Consider the following 14,468-nt stretch of genomic DNA (forward strand, 5'->3'; position numbering starts at 1 on the left):
GCGCAGACCCACCCCGCCGGCAACGGCAACAACACGCTGCCCGACAGCGTTGCGGTCGCCGTCGACGGCATCGGCGGAACCCATGGCGACGGCACCATCAGCATCGTCATCGTCGACGACGTGCCTGCTGCGCACAATGCGAATGCCGGCGCGCTGACCGAGGACGGTGCCACGACCACCGTCGGCGGCAACGTCACGACCGACTACAACAACACGTTCGGCGCCGATGGCCCAGCGGCTTCGGGCTCGGTGAGCTGGGGCACGGTGACGGCCACGCTGGGCGTCAACGCTATCAACCTGACCGACTACGGCACGCTGACGCAGAACGCCAACGGCACCTGGAGCTTCGTGCTGGACAACAGCAAGCCCGCGACGCAGGCGCTGGAGAGCGGCGATACCATCAACGTCTCGCTCGGCTACACGCTGACCGATCACGACAGCGACGCCGACACCAAGACCATCACCTTCGAGATCAACGGCACCAATGACACACCCACGATCACCGGGGACACCACGGGTGTGGTCGTCGAGGCCGGCAATGCCGATCCCGGCACTGCGATCGCAGGCACGACCTCGACCGATCCGGGCGCGCTGACGGCCGGCACGCCGACAGTGACCGGCACGCTGACCTCGCACGACCCCGACACCGGCGCCACGGCCACCTGGAGCGGCAATGCCGCCGGCACCTATGGCAGCTTCGCCGTCAACCCGACCACCGGCGTGTGGACCTACACGCTGGACAACAGCAAGCCCGCAACCAACGCGCTGGCCGAAGGTGCCAGCGCAACCGAGACCTTCACCGTGACGGTGACGGACGACAAGGGCGCGACCTCGACCCAGGACGTGACCGTCACCATCACCGGCGCCAACGACAGCCCCGTCATCAGCTATGCGGCGGGCAATGCGGCCGGCGGCGTGACTGAAGACGGCACGCTGACCACCAGCGGCCAGTTGGCCTCGGCGGATCCCGACACCGGTCACACGGCCGCTTGGAGCGTCAGCCCCAACAGCCCGCAGGGCACCGGCACGGCTTATGGCAGCTTCAGCGTCAACAGCAGCGGCCAGTGGACCTACACCCTCAACAACGGCAGCGCCGCCGTGCAGGGGCTGGCGCAAGGCCAGACCGTGACCGAGACCTACACGGTGCGCGTCACCGACGACAAGGGCGCCTGGGACGACCAACAGGTCACCGTCGTCATCAACGGCGCCAATGACACACCCACGATCACGGTTGACACCGGCAATCCTGGTGGCGCCAACGACATGGTGTACGAAGCCGGCCTGCCCGCGGGCTCCAAGGTCGGTCCAACTACCATCGATGTCGACGGCACATTCAAGGTTTCAGATCCGGACGGCCTGAGCGATGTTGCCTCTGTCACCGTCAAGGGCACGACCATCCTCATCGCCAACCTGGGCAACAACAATGTAATCAACGGTGATCACGGCACACTCACGATCACGAGTTACAATGCGGCAACCGGGGTTGCGACCTATGTCTATCACCTGACCTCTCCAACCACCGATGTGCCCAATGTGACGGAAACCGACGTCTTCGGCCTAACGGTTACCGATAAGACCGGCGCCAATGCCCCGGCAGCCATCACCATCGAGATCGTCGACGACGTGCCTACCGCCAATGCCGATTTCGGCAATGTGACGGAAGGCGCGCTGCTGCAGGTCAATACAGCCGGCGGCGTGCTGTCGAACGACGTGCCCGGCGCCGACGGCTATGCCGCCGGCGGCGGTGTGATCGGCGTGCGCGCGGCTGGCCTCGACACCAGCACGGCGGTGACCACCGGCGTCAACACGCAGATCAACGGCCAATACGGCACACTGACACTGCAGGCGGACGGCTCATATACGTATAAGGCGACGGCGAACGCGATCTCGGCGAACGCGACCGACACATTCGTCTACACCGTCAAGGACAGCGACGGCGACACTTCGACGACGACGCTGACGATCAATGTCGCCAACGTGACGCTGGCTCCCGTCAACCAGACCGGCACGGTGTACGAGGCCGCGCTCGACACCACCACCACGGGCTCCGACCTGACGCATGGTTCGGTGACGGGTTCCAATCCGACGAGCCCGCTGGAGACGGTCACGGGGCAACTCGCCGTCACCGGCACCGGCATCACCTACACGCCGATCAGCACCACGACCGCGCATGGCGTGTTCGAACTGCAGGCCAATGGCGCCTGGACGTACACGCTGACATCGCCGTTCAACAGCGGTGCGGTGCAGGGCGCCAACACGCTGACGGGCGCGGAAAGCTTCACCTACACGGCGAAGGACACCAACGGCAACACGGTGACCGGAACGGTCAAGATCGATGTCGTCGATGATGTGCCTAAGATCGCCTCTATCGAGAGCCAGATCGTTGCAAACGCTGCTGGCGCGCATGCCGGCGACTGGTCATATACGCCCGGCGCCGACGGACTGTCGACGATTGCGATTTCACTGGCCAATCAGGCGAGCATATCACAAATCGACCATTCAACATCGACCTACGATGCTGCCACCGGCACGGCCAAATACACGGCGTTCTTCGACGCCGCGGGTACGCAGCCTTACTTCACGGTCACGATGAAGGCGGATGGCACCTACAACTTTGAGGTGATCAATCCTGTACCCACGATAGTGGTAACAGATACGACAGCACTCAACGCCGGGAGCTTTGGTGGCAATAATTACGGCCTTTATCTTGAGCAAATAGCCGTAAAGAATAATATACCAACCCCTCTCCACACTGATATACTTTTTACTGGTAACGCAGGATGGACCTCAGGCACAAATCTTGGCAATCAGGCCACGATAAATTCGAACACCCATGGTTTGGGCATAGGGTCCGGTCAAACCTTGGACAATAAAGAGTCGATCACGCTAAAATTTCTCCAGGGCGATGGTGACAAGAATTCTTCAACCCATCCAACGACCGCAGTTGGCATGGATCACGTCACGATCAATTTCCTGCAGGGCTCCAACGGCGATGCAATGACAGGCAACTACGCTGTTCGTGTGATCACTTATGATCAGAACGGAGTTGCCCACGATCAGGGCAGCATGAACATTGTCAACGGCGTTCTGGACATCAGTTCGGCCAGCCTGATGTATGGTGTCTCAATTATCAATACCGGCAATACAGGACTGCTTGTTGGCGGTACCACCACCAGTGTGACAACCGCCACCGAAATACCGCATGATGTCGGGTTGCATTTCAATGTCGATGTCGTGGATGGCGACGGCGACAAGGCCAGCCATGGCTTCGACATCGTTGTCGACGCCAATGATGGGCACCAGGCCACGCTTACCGGTGACGCTGCCTATGATCCCAATATCCTGTCGGGCGGACCGGGCGATGACCTTCTTATCTCTGCTCCGGGCTACAACATACTGACCGGCGGCGGTGGTGCCGATACGTTCAAGCTCGAGCACCTGGATATCAAGGATCTGATCACCGATTACAACAAGGGCCAGGGAGACCAGATCGACCTGACTGCGCTGTTCGATAAAGCACCCGCCGTCGACATCACGAACTACGTGCACTACGACACCAGCACCAAGACGCTGAGCGTGGACACTAGCGGCTCGGGCGCCAACTTCGTCGATGTCGCCTTGCTGCAGAACTCACCTGCCGCCGGCACGATCAACATCCTCTACGACGACACGCAGCATCAGCAGCACACGGCCACGATTTAGCACTTATGCGTGGCCGTGGTCCCGTGCTATATATTAGCGAAACGTAAAATTGCAGTTTGGAGAGGGACTTACATGAAGCGTTGTGGAAGATTGCTGGCTACGGCCGCCGCGCTGCTGCTGGCTGGATCGACGGGCTTCGCCGCCGACATCATCGAGGGACCTGTGGGCGACTATTGCCGCACCGTCAGCACGTCCAACCTGGTGCTGACCGACAATATCGTCGATCTCAAGCAACAGGTGGTGAAGCTGATGGACGAGTCGGTCGCCGTCGCCAACAGTTCGGAATGGATCAATTCATCCCGGCCGGCATTCGTGTGGGCATCGGAAGCCAAGGTCGCCTGCGGCATGGCCTATGGCTATCTGAAGACGAACTACAAGGACGAAGACACACTCAACAAATGCGAGTGCTTCCACGATCGCATGGTCGAGTACATGCACTGACAGGATAGGCCGCGCCTGTTGGCCATCATGACAGCCGAGCGATCGATCCTGGGGGCGGTCGCCGGCATAATCCCCCTGACCAGCATCGCCCGTTGCCGCGCAGTCCAACGGAACTTGCCGCGGACGGCCTGTACACCACCGCACGAAGTATCGCGCCGGACACAATGAGCCGGTTCCCGGGTGATCCGCGTCCGCCGCCGCAGGCGCGATCGAACCATCCTCAAGGCGCTGAGGGCCCGCCTCCTTGAAGAGCACGGCAACACGGCACGGCAGATCCGCCGCAACATGAATTGAAGACCAGACCGGGGAAATACCCGGCGGCAGACACAGGGTGGAGCAATCATGGAAGCAGGCCGGCAGGTCCGCAACCCGCAAGTTTTGGCGATCGCCCTGGCGCTCGCCACGATAGTGTCGGGCTGCCAGTCGAAAGGCGGCGTTTCCGACGTGCTCGATCCGGCCGCGGTTGCCGCGCCTGCCGGCCAGAATGGCGCCGCCGGCGCCGGTCCGGCCCAGGCGAGCCAGTCGCTCGGCACCGGTTCGACCAAAGTCACGATGTTGCTGCCCTTGTCGGCGTCCGGGACGTCAGGGGAGACCGGCAGGAAGATGCGTGACGCCGCCAAGCTGGCGATGACCGATATCGGCAATGGATTGCTGACGCTGACGATCGAGGACACCAAGGGCGACAGCGCACAGGCCAGCAAGCAGGCCGTACAGGCCATAACGACGGGGTCGAAAGTGGTCATCGGTCCGACCGAACTGCCGGCGGCCCAGCATATTGCCACGCTGTCCGGATCAAAGCGGCCGCCGGTCCTGGCGCTTGCCGATAATTTCGCGGGCGGCGCCGGGGTTTATGCCGTGCGCCTCAGCGAAGCCGACAGCGCCGCGGCGGGCGCGGCTGGGCTCGCCGCGAAAGGCCGCAAGAAGTTCGTATTGCTGGTCGCGGAAGGCTCAAACGCCGGCGCCGTGGAGAAGCGGGTGGCGAACGGCCTTAGTATCTATGGCGCAACGCTCGCGGTCACTCTGCCTTATTCGGCCGGCGACGGTGGCGCGAAGGCGATCGACCAGATGGGCTCGCTCGTCGACGCTCCCGACGCGGTCATCGTTGCCAGCGGCGACGGCAGCCCCTCGCCCGTCCTTGCCGCTCTCAAATCAAAGGGCATTCCGGGAAAGGCAATCTCTGTCGTCGGAACGGACCGCTGGCTGGAACATCCCATGGATCCGTTGTTCGAGGGGGCATACATCGCCACGCTCGATTCAAGCGAAACCGGACCGATCGCCGACCGCTTCAGGACGACATACAACTACCCGGCCGACGTCAATGTGGCCTATGCCTATGATATGGTTGCCCTGACAGCCGGGATAGCGAGCGCGGTCGGACCTGACGGATTCAGCAAACAGGTGCTCGAAAACCCGAACGGGTTTCGCGGATCGACAGGTCTGTTCCGTTTTCGCGCCGACGGATCCAGCCAAAGATCGATGCCATTCTATCGGATAGAAAAGGGTGTGCTCAAACTGGTTGCCAAATCGACGTCGGGTTTCTGACCGGCTGCCGGCGGGACCTTGCTCGAACGCCGCGATGGCCTGATGGGCCGGCATGCCCGCCTGATGATCGCGGTCGGGGGCCTTGAACTGCTGGTCGGAATTGTCCTGATCATGCGGGCCGGAGCCTTGCTTTCCCTCGACCGGCCCGGCCCTGCGCCGTCGCTGGAAAATTCCGGCGAGCAAGCGGCCCCGGCGGATACGGCCATTGTCGACGGATCAAGGCGAGAACCGGCACGGCGGATTGCCGAGAGCCTTATAGCCCCGCCGCCGGTTGACGCTTCGGAAGTCGAGAGGGTCGATGCCCGGCCGCCGCTCGGTGAACTCGGCCTCGCCGTCCGCCCCAGGACTCCAATGCCGCAAGACTGGCGCGAAACCCTGCTCTACCATCCAATTGCAACGTCGTCGGCGACTTTCGAATCGATGGGACGGAAGGTGGTCATCAGCGGGGCCCTGGACATCGACGTGGCCCAGACCTGCTCGTTTCGCGACCAAGCCTGGCCCTGTGGGCTGCGCGCCCGCGCGGCCTTCAATGCCTGGCTGCGGGGGCGCGCGCTGACCTGTGTTCTGCCGCCGGAAACCGAGCGCTTTGCCATCGCCGCGCCGTGCCGGCTGGGCAAGCAGGATGTCGGCGCCTGGCTCGTCGCCAATGGTTGGGCCATGGCGCTGCCCAGTGGCATCTATGGCAAGGCGGAAGCAATCGCCAGGGATGCCGAGATGGGTATCTTCGGGCCGCCGCGATAGGCTGGAGGGACAGGCTCGGTTGCCGAAGTCGCGCGAAGACCAAGGATGGATCGTTCAAATTGTACGGTTCGGCGAAACCGAAATTACGGCAGGCAGGCCTTATACCAGCTGATCTGACAGGAGATTGGCCAATGACGAGACCAATGGCGACCACCACTGCCCAGCCCTGGAAGCGCGTCGCGTGGTTGACGTTCCTGGGAACAGCCGGGAGCCTCGGCCTTTCCCTTGGATTGAACTACATGCTCCTGTTCAGTGACACGCTGACGCCGTTCGCCCGCAGCATGATCACCGCGGGACTGCTGCCGGTGATCATCGGCCTGCCGCTTTTCGCGCTGATCGGCTGGAACCGGGTCGAAATCCACCGCTACCGGCAGGAGCTCAACAAGTCCGGAACGTATGACAGGCTGACGGGCTGCCTGAACGGGCCGGTCTTCACGTCGATGATTGAACGACGGGCCGCCAAGCGATCAGGGCCAGGACCACGCTCGGGCGCCTTCCTGATCATCCACCCGGAGCACCTTCGGTCCATCAACATGCGCTTTGGCCTCGAATGGGGCGACGAGGCCTTGCGGCTCATCGTCTCGACCATACAGTCGTCGGTGCGCGAGGAGGATCTGGTCGGACGCATCGGGGCCTCGATGTTCGGAGTTTTCCTCTCGGGCGCGACGGAAGCAGAGGCCAGGGAAGTCGGCGAACGTATCCGGACGCGTGTCGCACAGGTCTATTTCGCGCCAAAAGGCACCGAGGATGTCCTCACCATAAAGGTCGGCGGTGTGATGTTGGAGAACGAGATGGAGTTCTCGGACATGTTCCGGTCCGCCGAACAACAGCTGTCCGACGCGCAGGATGACGCGGGGTTCGAACTGACGCATCTGCACAGCTGACAACAGCCGGGGCGCCAAAGCAGGCCAATTCAAGAAACCAGGAAACCTGGTGCTGCGGGAATAGAGGAAACGGCCTTTCCGTTCATTGGCGGGCCGGGGATGATCCTGTCAGGCGAGCCCATGCTCCAACCTCGTAGCGACCGACGACGACGCTTCCGTTGGTGGTGGCCTCCTCGCGTATCCGCTCCTGCAGGCTTTCGGGTTGAAGGTCCAGGGCATTGATAACGCCGGTCTGTTCCATAACCGGTGCCATGGTGACGGCGAGATCGGAAATGAGGTCGATGCCGCTTAGTCCATCGGAGCCGCCACCAGCCAGGGCGCTGACCGCCATCGTCGGCGCAGGCAGACCGGCCTCGATGAAGGCCGCATGAAGTCTCAGGCCCATGTAGGGATTGGTGCCTACCTTGTGGAACGTCTCCACGATGTATCGGAAACAACGGTCGTAAGTCGGCGCCGGCGGAAAAGAACCCGCCCCTGTCCAGTCCACCTCGTGGAAGACGATGACGCCGCCGGGTCTGAGGTGCCTGGTCATGCCTCTCAGCATCTCGACGGGATCCGGGGAGAACATCAGCACATACCGGCCGACGATCGCATCGAATGGAACGTCAAACGTCAATTTCGCCGGATCGCCTTCGACAAAGCCGACATTGCTTAGCAGATGCTCTTTCGCTCGTGCGGTCGCGGCGACAACCGCCGTCGGCGATCGGTCGGTTCCGACGACCTCCCCGGCCGGTCCAACCAAATCCGCGGCAAGAAAAGCGACGTCGCCGGCGCCGCTGCCGACATCCAGCACCCGCATGCCCTGACTTACCCCGGCGCGTTGCAAATAACTTCGTGTGAACGGCTCGACCAGCGCAGCTTGGGTCGCCAACCGTCGCAACTCCCGATCAGTGTGGCCGAGCTCATACTCGTAGCGGCGTTTTGTGTCGGTCGGCTGGGATCCCATGGCGCGCACCCTCGATCGCCTCCGGCATCCTAGACTATTCCGCAAAACACTCCATCAATCTCCAGTTGTTCCCAGGCGCTTCATGACTCCACATCAAGAACTCGGAAGGCCAGCCCTCGACAGCATTTCAAGGAATCTCGAGTGATGATGATCCTTCACGTAGCGTGGCACAAAGCCGGGGCAGACATTGCCCAGGTTGAGATGAGGAAGCTGTGACAGGCAGTGATGGATGGCCCGCGACGCTTCTTCGTTGTTTCCGGTGGCCGAAGCGCTCGCGGCCCAATAAAGGGCGCCGCGAACAAAGCCCGGCTTTGTCCTGACCACCTTGCGGGCGACCTCAAGCGCCCGCCGGTCATCTCCGCCGGCAAACAGCGCCACAACCAGGCCGTGGTGACGCCAGAAATCGATGACGTCATGCGTTCCGAGCCGGATTGCCTCATTGGCCTCACGCACTGCTTCACTGACCTGTCCGCGCAGCGCAAAAAGCATCGAAATGTCGCCGTGGCCAGACGGGTAGCTTGGGTTGAGACTGATCGCGTGTTGGCATTCGGCGATCGCCTCGTCGATACGGCCGGAACTTTCAAGAGCGAATGACAGGATGCAGCGGGCAATTTCGTCGTCAGGCACCGCCAGTACCGATGCTTTCGCAAGCTCAATCGCACGCTCGATCTGCGCCTGCTCCCGAGGCAGCGCGCCGAACGCCACGCTCATGGAGATTGCGATCGAAAGCGTTCGCTGTGCACGGGCATTGTCGGGGCCTACCGAAAGGGCCTTCTCGGCGAGCTCTATCCCGACCAACAACGAGTCCCGGGTCATCTCAAAATACTTCATGAGAGCTTCGTTCACCAACCTGCGCACTTCGGGGGGACCCGGGGGGCTTTTGTCGCGAACCTTCCAGTTCGTCAGTTGCAGTTCGAGGATCACGGCCAGCACAACCGACTGTGCGATCCTGTCCTGGAATTCGAGCGCGTTCTCGGAGTGGCCGTCGAATTTCTGAGCCCAGACATTCTGGCCGCTGCCGGCGTCGGCAAGCTGGACGTTCACCCTCAATTCGTCGCCGGATCGCTGAATGCTGCCATTGAGCATGTAACGCGCTCGAAACAAGGCCGGCGTTTTGAGTTCATCGCCGTTCTTCTCCAAAGACGGGAGCCCGGAGAGCACGACATAGTCGGCAACCTCGGAGAGGGCCGTGGTAATGTCCTGGACGAGCCCCTTGGCGAAAAAGTCATCGCCTCGCTTTCCCGTCAGATTGACGAAGTCGGCAACGCTGATGGATGGGCGCCCGGGGCGCTGGCTGGCTGGAGCAGCGTTGGCCGACTGCGGATTTGTCGTGTCGGCGGCAGACAGCAGGGATTGCCATAGCGCCCGCGTCTCCGGGCTCGCTTCGACGCCGAACTCCTTCTTCAGCATGCTCCTGCAAGCCTCGTATGTCCTTATCGCCCTGTCGCGCTGGCCGCATGCGGCAAGCAATTCCATCTTGAGCCGATAGGACTCCTCCCGCGTCGGCTCCATGCCCAGAATTCGATCGGCCAGGGCCAACCCGGCCTCCGTGTCCACGAGGCGGGCAAGTTTTTCAAAGGACTCAAGCGCACGGCCCAGCAGCCTGTCGCGTTCCGACGCCGCCCAGTCATCGAAAGCGTTGCTCCCCAGATAGACGCCATCGAGAAACGGTCCGGTATAGTGCGCCAGAGCTGTCTCGAGGTCCGGCGCGGAGCGGGCGGAGAGCCCGGATTCAAATTCCTCGACATCAACTCGGACCGCGTCCGGCCTGAGGCCTATCAACTCCCTCCGGGAATGGATGATATCCACGCCCGCCCGCGACAGATCCCGGCGTAGAACGCTGAGGGTCTGCCGCAAGCTGTTGCGCGAGTGTTCGCTATCGCTATCGCTCCATAGCAGATCAGCCAGCTTCTCCCTTGTCGCCGTCATGCCTGGACACCGGGCCAGATAGGCAATGATCGCGGGGCCCCGCTTCCCGGTCAGCCAGAGCGGACCGACAGTTTCCTTCTCAATTCGAAAGCCGCCGAAGAGTGAGATTTTACTTGCGGCGACGCTGTCCCCACTTTGCATGTTCTTAACAGCTTCCCAGCCTAACGAAATTCTAACTCAAAACTAACGCTTAGCAACCGGTGGAACCACGCGCTCAAGCGCTACCGTGACGGCAGATCAATTAAGACATCGCTCAAGTAGGGGCAACTGAACGAAACGCCGGTTGTGGGGGACGGAAACCGGCCGCCCTGAAATGGTTGGAGCCATCGCAAGCCCGCGACAGGCTACTCCAAGGGGTGCGGTGGATGTCCGAGCTTAAGGCCAATTTGCTGCTGCTGTTTGCCGCTGCCCTGTGGGGCTTTGGCAACGTCGCACAAAAGACGGTGCTTGTTCATCTTGACGCACTGAGTGCAGTCGGCTTGCGCTGCCTGATCGGGGGGTTGCTTGTGCTGCCCTTTGTCTTGACCGAAAGGCGACTGCCCGCAGGGCCGGGCCATTTTTCCAGTCTGGTCAGGGTGGGCGCGTTGTTTGCCGTCTCCATCACGCTTCAGCAGCTTTGCTATCTCGGCGCCACGGTCACAAATGCAAGCTTCCTGGTGAGCACGGCAACCGTGATGACGCCACTTGCCGCCTGGCTGCTCATCGGTGAACGTCCGACCGCGAGCCTCGCGGTCGCCGCCGGGCTGACCGTGGTCGGCGCCCTGCTTCTGTCCGGCGGGATCGGCAGTCTCGGCGGCGGCGATCTCACCGCCATCCTGTCGGCCGCCTGCTATGCGCTGTGGATGGTCGAGCTCGGCCGGTACATGCAAGCCCATGCGCGGCCGTTCACCAGCGCGGCGACACAGTTCCTGGGCGCCGCCGCCTTCGCCCTGCCGCTCGGGGCAATGCAAGGCAACTTGTCGCTGGCCGCGGCATTTGCAGCCGGACCGGAACTGGCGGTCCTCGGCGTGTTCTCCACCGCGATCGCTTTCGGCATACAGATTGCCGCCCAGCGCTTCACCCCCGCCAGTCATGCCGCCGTGATCGTCAGTGCCGAAAGCGTCTTCGGGGCTTTAGGCGCGGCGATCTTCCTCGGCGAACGGAACTCTCCCGCGGGCGCACTGGGTGCCGCGATCATTCTCGGTGCGATCCTGTCCGTCGCAATGTCGAGCCGAGCGCCGCGTGCACGCGCGGCTTTGCTGGCCGGTCCAATTCAGAGCTTCAACGCGGCCCTCGCCGGCGCACCCGCAGCCTGGGCGGGCGATCGTCCCGCCGCCACTTCATATCCCATGGAGGAATGCGATGAAACTTGCCGGTGATGCGAACGCATTCCCGACCCGACCGCTCCTCGGCACGGGGCCGATCGCCCTATCGACGGCGATTGGACTTGTCGCGAGGTCGCGGTGGTGAGCGCGCGGGCAATGCTTCTTCCGCTCGCCCATCTGGTATCGGCGCTTCGTGCCCGCCTGAAGGGACCCGGCGGCTACTACAACAGCGGCAACGCACTCGGCCTCATCGTCGGTTTTGCGATCCAGATTGCCGCCGCGCCGGTCGGCTTCTACGAGGAAGGCGCTGTCACCGCCGCGGTGATGGACTATTTCGCCGGCAGCCATGGCACTGTTGCGCTGACCTTGGCGACCTTGGTCTTCTTCTGCGGCGGCGAGGCCTATCACCGAGCCTGGGCAAGGCCGGATGCTCCCGATCCCGCCCTGAACCGTCTGGGCGACTTCCTGTCGGGCATAGGCGCCATCGGGCTTGGCGTTGCCCTGCTGCTGCTCGGCGAGCCGCTACTCGCGGCGACCTCCGGCCTGCTGCATGCGCTGGGCAAATTCGGCAGCACCTTCCACAGGCCGGGCACGCCGGTTCCCATGTGGCCGGCCGGCTGGCCAGATCCGTTCCGCAGCGCGGTGCTTGCCAGCCGGTTGCCGGCGATGCTGGCGACAACCGTCGCCCTTGGCTGGGCGCTGCTGGAGGTCTGGTCGGGCGGGCCCTTCACGGCGCTCGCCATGCCACTGACTTTGCTCGGCTGTTACCTTTTGTGGACCAAAGCCGACCTGCTGCTGTTCGGCGTGGGGACCAAGGCCCCACGCCAAATTTCCACATGTTGAAAATGACCGCCTTGAAAGCAAGCGGTTGTCGGGATGGAGAATAACATGGTCGAAAGCATGCATCAGGACGCAGGCGCCTTGTCCGCGGCGGCCTCCTTTCGCGAGCAGGCGGGACGACCGGCCAATGGGCCGGCAAAACGGGCCAGCTCATATCTGAGACTGGCGGGAATCCTTGCCGCTTCGGTGTTTTGGGCGCCGCAAGCCCGTGCCGCCAATGTTGATGTTGCTGTCGTGTTCGCGGTCGATTTCTCGTCCTCGATTGATCCGGAGATTGCCGACATGCAGCGCGAGGGGCATGCCGCGGCGCTCACCTCGCCCGAGATTATCGCGGCCATCACCCGAAATTATGTTGGCTGCATCAGCGTGGCCTACTTTGAATGGTCAAGCCCCGGGCACACACGCATCGTGCTGCCGTGGACAAGCATCTGCGGGCTGGAAGATGCCAAGGCGGCGGCCTCGGTGATCAGCAAGAGAGGCGATACCGGCCATATTCGCAGGGGGCGAAGCGGCACATCCGTTTCCTCGGCCATCGACGTCGGAACGCTTCTGCTCGATCAGTTTCCTGGAAAGGCGGCCAAGAAAGTGATCGACATCTCTTCCAACGGTGAGAACAACGATGGCCTTCCCGTCCAGCCCAGCAGGCTCAACGCCATCGCCAAGGGATACACGATCAATGCGATCGCCATCCCAGCAGAAGATGAGAATCCCGACCAACCATTGGCATCCTATTTCGCCCAATCGGTGATTGGCGGCTCGCAAGCCTTCGTCATGACACCGAAGGGCCCAAGCGACTATGCCACGGCCCTGCGCCGGAAGCTGGTGACGGAAGTAAGCATGGACGTCGACCCACGAATTCCCGGCATCAGGTAGCAAACGCCACTATGGCGCGCTGATCGAAAAGGACGAGGCCGAGCACGCTGTTCGGGTTTTGCCCGAAATGGGCGCAGGAAGCCGGGACTCCCCCCAAGGACGCCATGCCTTGACAGAAAGACAAAATGTCAGTCGACTAAGGTTGGGGGCGGGCTTGATGCCGGCTTGAAAACGAGTCTTCGTCATGAAGCTGGTCTTTGTCGAAGCTATCGGCAGCAAGGTATCAAGTGTCGGCTTTGGCTGCGCTTCGCTTGGTTCTCGCATCGGAGTTCGCAAGGGGCTCGAGACGCTCGAGCGCGCTTACGAGGCGGGGATAACGTGGTACGACGTAGCGCCTTCCTATGGCGACGGGATGGCGGAATCGATCTGGGGCGAATTTGCATCCAGGAAGCGCGATAGCGTCTACGTCTGCACCAAGGTTGGCATGCGTCCGCCGAAGACCTCCGCTACCATGCGCGTGCTGAAGCCGTTGTCACGGATCGCCATTGCGACGGTTCCGGCGCTCAAGCGGTATGCTTCAAGAGTGCGGCCCACGCCCTTCAAGGTGCCGCTGTCCGCGGAGTTGATAAGATCAAGCGTCGAGGAGAGCCTGCGGCGTCTTCGCACGGATTACGTCGATGTCCTTGCGCTGCACCGTCCGACCGCCGAGGAACTTGTTCGCGAGGATATCATCCGGACCGTGGAGCGCGTGGTTCAGGACGGGAAGGCCCGGGCCATTTCGGTCGCAGGAGACCTCGAGGCTGGAATGACGGCTCTCGATGAAGCGCTGCCCTATCGATTCGTTCAGATTGCCAATACCCCGCTGGAGCCCAACCTCGGGAAGTTGAAGGAGCGCGCTCGCGGGCACAAAACGTTTGTGACGCATGGGTCCTTCTCAGGCCTCGATCGCATCGTCGAGACGTTAAATGCGCAAAAGGAGATACTGGCCGCTCTTGGCGACCTCGGATACCGCGGCAGTCCGACTGACGTTGCTGTCGCATTTCTCGCCGATTACGCATTCGCAACCAATTCAGCAGGCGTCACCCTGGTCTCCATGTTCAAGAAGGAGCACCTCGATTTCAATCTGCTGCGGTTGAAGAACCATCCAACACCCGAGCGGCTAGATGCCATCGCCGCCGCGCTCGCCATGGGCGTGAAAGACTGATCAACTTCCAGCCTGCCGGGGTCTCCAATGAGGCGCAAAGCGGCCATTGATTGCGAATCGCGGCTGCGCGTCGAGCACAAGCACATCTTCGGCGTTTGAACCCACGCCATCCTGACAGGCTC

11 protein-coding genes are annotated in these 14,468 nt (G+C 62.2%); 9 read left to right on the forward strand and 2 right to left on the reverse strand.

From position 1 onward, the window contains the following. From FJ977_RS27090 to FJ977_RS27110, 5 genes are all read left to right on the forward strand, one after another. Window positions 1-3,702 (forward strand): VCBS domain-containing protein (locus FJ977_RS27090; RefSeq protein WP_140775253.1); only part of this gene is annotated, 3,702 nt, incomplete at its 5' end. 72 nt (window positions 3,703-3,774) lie between these two features. Further along, window positions 3,775-4,143, forward strand: coding sequence for a hypothetical protein (locus FJ977_RS27095; RefSeq protein WP_140775254.1), 369 nt, complete (start codon window positions 3,775-3,777; stop codon window positions 4,141-4,143). A 342-nt stretch (window positions 4,144-4,485) separates the two neighbouring features. Further along, the gene (locus tag FJ977_RS27100; protein ID WP_140775255.1) at window positions 4,486-5,685 is read left to right on the forward strand and encodes an ABC transporter substrate-binding protein; all 1,200 of its coding nucleotides are present in this window, start codon (window positions 4,486-4,488) and stop codon (window positions 5,683-5,685) included. Window positions 5,686-5,703: 18 nt separating this feature from the next. Continuing rightward, window positions 5,704-6,426 (forward strand): thermonuclease family protein, encoded by a 723-nt coding sequence (locus tag FJ977_RS27105; RefSeq protein ID WP_246683351.1) that lies wholly within the window; start codon window positions 5,704-5,706, stop codon window positions 6,424-6,426. 131 nt (window positions 6,427-6,557) lie between these two features. Continuing rightward, window positions 6,558-7,310 carry a GGDEF domain-containing protein gene (locus FJ977_RS27110; RefSeq protein ID WP_246683352.1) on the forward strand — a complete coding sequence of 251 codons (753 nt, stop codon included), beginning with the start codon at window positions 6,558-6,560 and terminating at the stop codon, window positions 7,308-7,310. Window positions 7,311-7,392: 82 nt separating this feature from the next. Here FJ977_RS27110 and FJ977_RS27115 read toward each other — a convergent pair whose 3' ends face one another. Together FJ977_RS27115 and FJ977_RS27120 are read right to left on the reverse strand one after the other, a co-directional pair. Next, the gene (locus FJ977_RS27115; protein WP_140775256.1) at window positions 7,393-8,256 is read right to left on the reverse strand and encodes a methyltransferase domain-containing protein; all 864 of its coding nucleotides are present in this window, start codon (window positions 8,254-8,256) and stop codon (window positions 7,393-7,395) included. Window positions 8,257-8,349: 93 nt separating this feature from the next. Beyond that, window positions 8,350-10,326: a BTAD domain-containing putative transcriptional regulator gene (locus FJ977_RS27120; RefSeq protein ID WP_140775257.1), complete on the reverse strand. Its 1,977-nt coding sequence runs from the start codon at window positions 10,324-10,326 to the stop codon at window positions 8,350-8,352. Between the two features lie 224 nt (window positions 10,327-10,550). Here FJ977_RS27120 and FJ977_RS27125 point away from each other — a divergent pair, with 224 nt between their 5' ends. The 4 genes from FJ977_RS27125 to FJ977_RS27140 all read left to right on the forward strand — a co-directional run bounded on the left by FJ977_RS27125 (window position 10,551) and on the right by FJ977_RS27140 (window position 14,346). Beyond that, window positions 10,551-11,543 (forward strand): DMT family transporter, encoded by a 993-nt coding sequence (locus FJ977_RS27125; protein WP_140775623.1) that lies wholly within the window; start codon window positions 10,551-10,553, stop codon window positions 11,541-11,543. A gap of 102 nt (window positions 11,544-11,645) precedes the next feature. After that, complete coding sequence (locus FJ977_RS27130; RefSeq protein ID WP_246683353.1) at window positions 11,646-12,332, forward strand: hypothetical protein; 687 nt, start codon at window positions 11,646-11,648, stop codon at window positions 12,330-12,332. A gap of 45 nt (window positions 12,333-12,377) precedes the next feature. Next, window positions 12,378-13,202 carry a DUF1194 domain-containing protein gene (locus FJ977_RS27135; RefSeq protein ID WP_140775259.1) on the forward strand — a complete coding sequence of 275 codons (825 nt, stop codon included), beginning with the start codon at window positions 12,378-12,380 and terminating at the stop codon, window positions 13,200-13,202. Window positions 13,203-13,386: 184 nt separating this feature from the next. Beyond that, the gene (locus FJ977_RS27140) at window positions 13,387-14,346 is read left to right on the forward strand and encodes an aldo/keto reductase (RefSeq protein ID WP_140775260.1); all 960 of its coding nucleotides are present in this window, start codon (window positions 13,387-13,389) and stop codon (window positions 14,344-14,346) included. Window positions 14,347-14,468: the final 122 nt, after the last annotated feature.

The sequence above is a fragment of the Mesorhizobium sp. B2-1-3A genome, from assembly GCF_006442655.1.
Classification (GTDB): domain Bacteria; phylum Pseudomonadota; class Alphaproteobacteria; order Rhizobiales; family Rhizobiaceae; genus Mesorhizobium.

What these genes read in the sequence shown, in the direction of transcription:
- FJ977_RS27095 (WP_140775254.1), top strand. Translation starts at nt 3,775, where the DNA reads ATGAAGCGTTGTGGAAGATTGCTGGCTACGGCCGCCGCGCTGCTGCTG.
- FJ977_RS27115 (WP_140775256.1), bottom strand. Translation starts at nt 8,256, where the DNA reads ATGGGATCCCAGCCGACCGACACAAAACGCCGCTACGAGTATGAGCTC.
- FJ977_RS27120 (WP_140775257.1), bottom strand. Translation starts at nt 10,326, where the DNA reads ATGCAAAGTGGGGACAGCGTCGCCGCAAGTAAAATCTCACTCTTCGGC.
- FJ977_RS27135 (WP_140775259.1), top strand. Translation starts at nt 12,378, where the DNA reads ATGGTCGAAAGCATGCATCAGGACGCAGGCGCCTTGTCCGCGGCGGCC.
- FJ977_RS27100 (WP_140775255.1), top strand. Translation starts at nt 4,486, where the DNA reads ATGGAAGCAGGCCGGCAGGTCCGCAACCCGCAAGTTTTGGCGATCGCC.
- FJ977_RS27110 (WP_246683352.1), top strand. Translation starts at nt 6,558, where the DNA reads ATGACGAGACCAATGGCGACCACCACTGCCCAGCCCTGGAAGCGCGTC.
- FJ977_RS27125 (WP_140775623.1), top strand. Translation starts at nt 10,551, where the DNA reads ATGTCCGAGCTTAAGGCCAATTTGCTGCTGCTGTTTGCCGCTGCCCTG.
- FJ977_RS27130 (WP_246683353.1), top strand. Translation starts at nt 11,646, where the DNA reads ATGCTTCTTCCGCTCGCCCATCTGGTATCGGCGCTTCGTGCCCGCCTG.
- FJ977_RS27140 (WP_140775260.1), top strand. Translation starts at nt 13,387, where the DNA reads ATGAAGCTGGTCTTTGTCGAAGCTATCGGCAGCAAGGTATCAAGTGTC.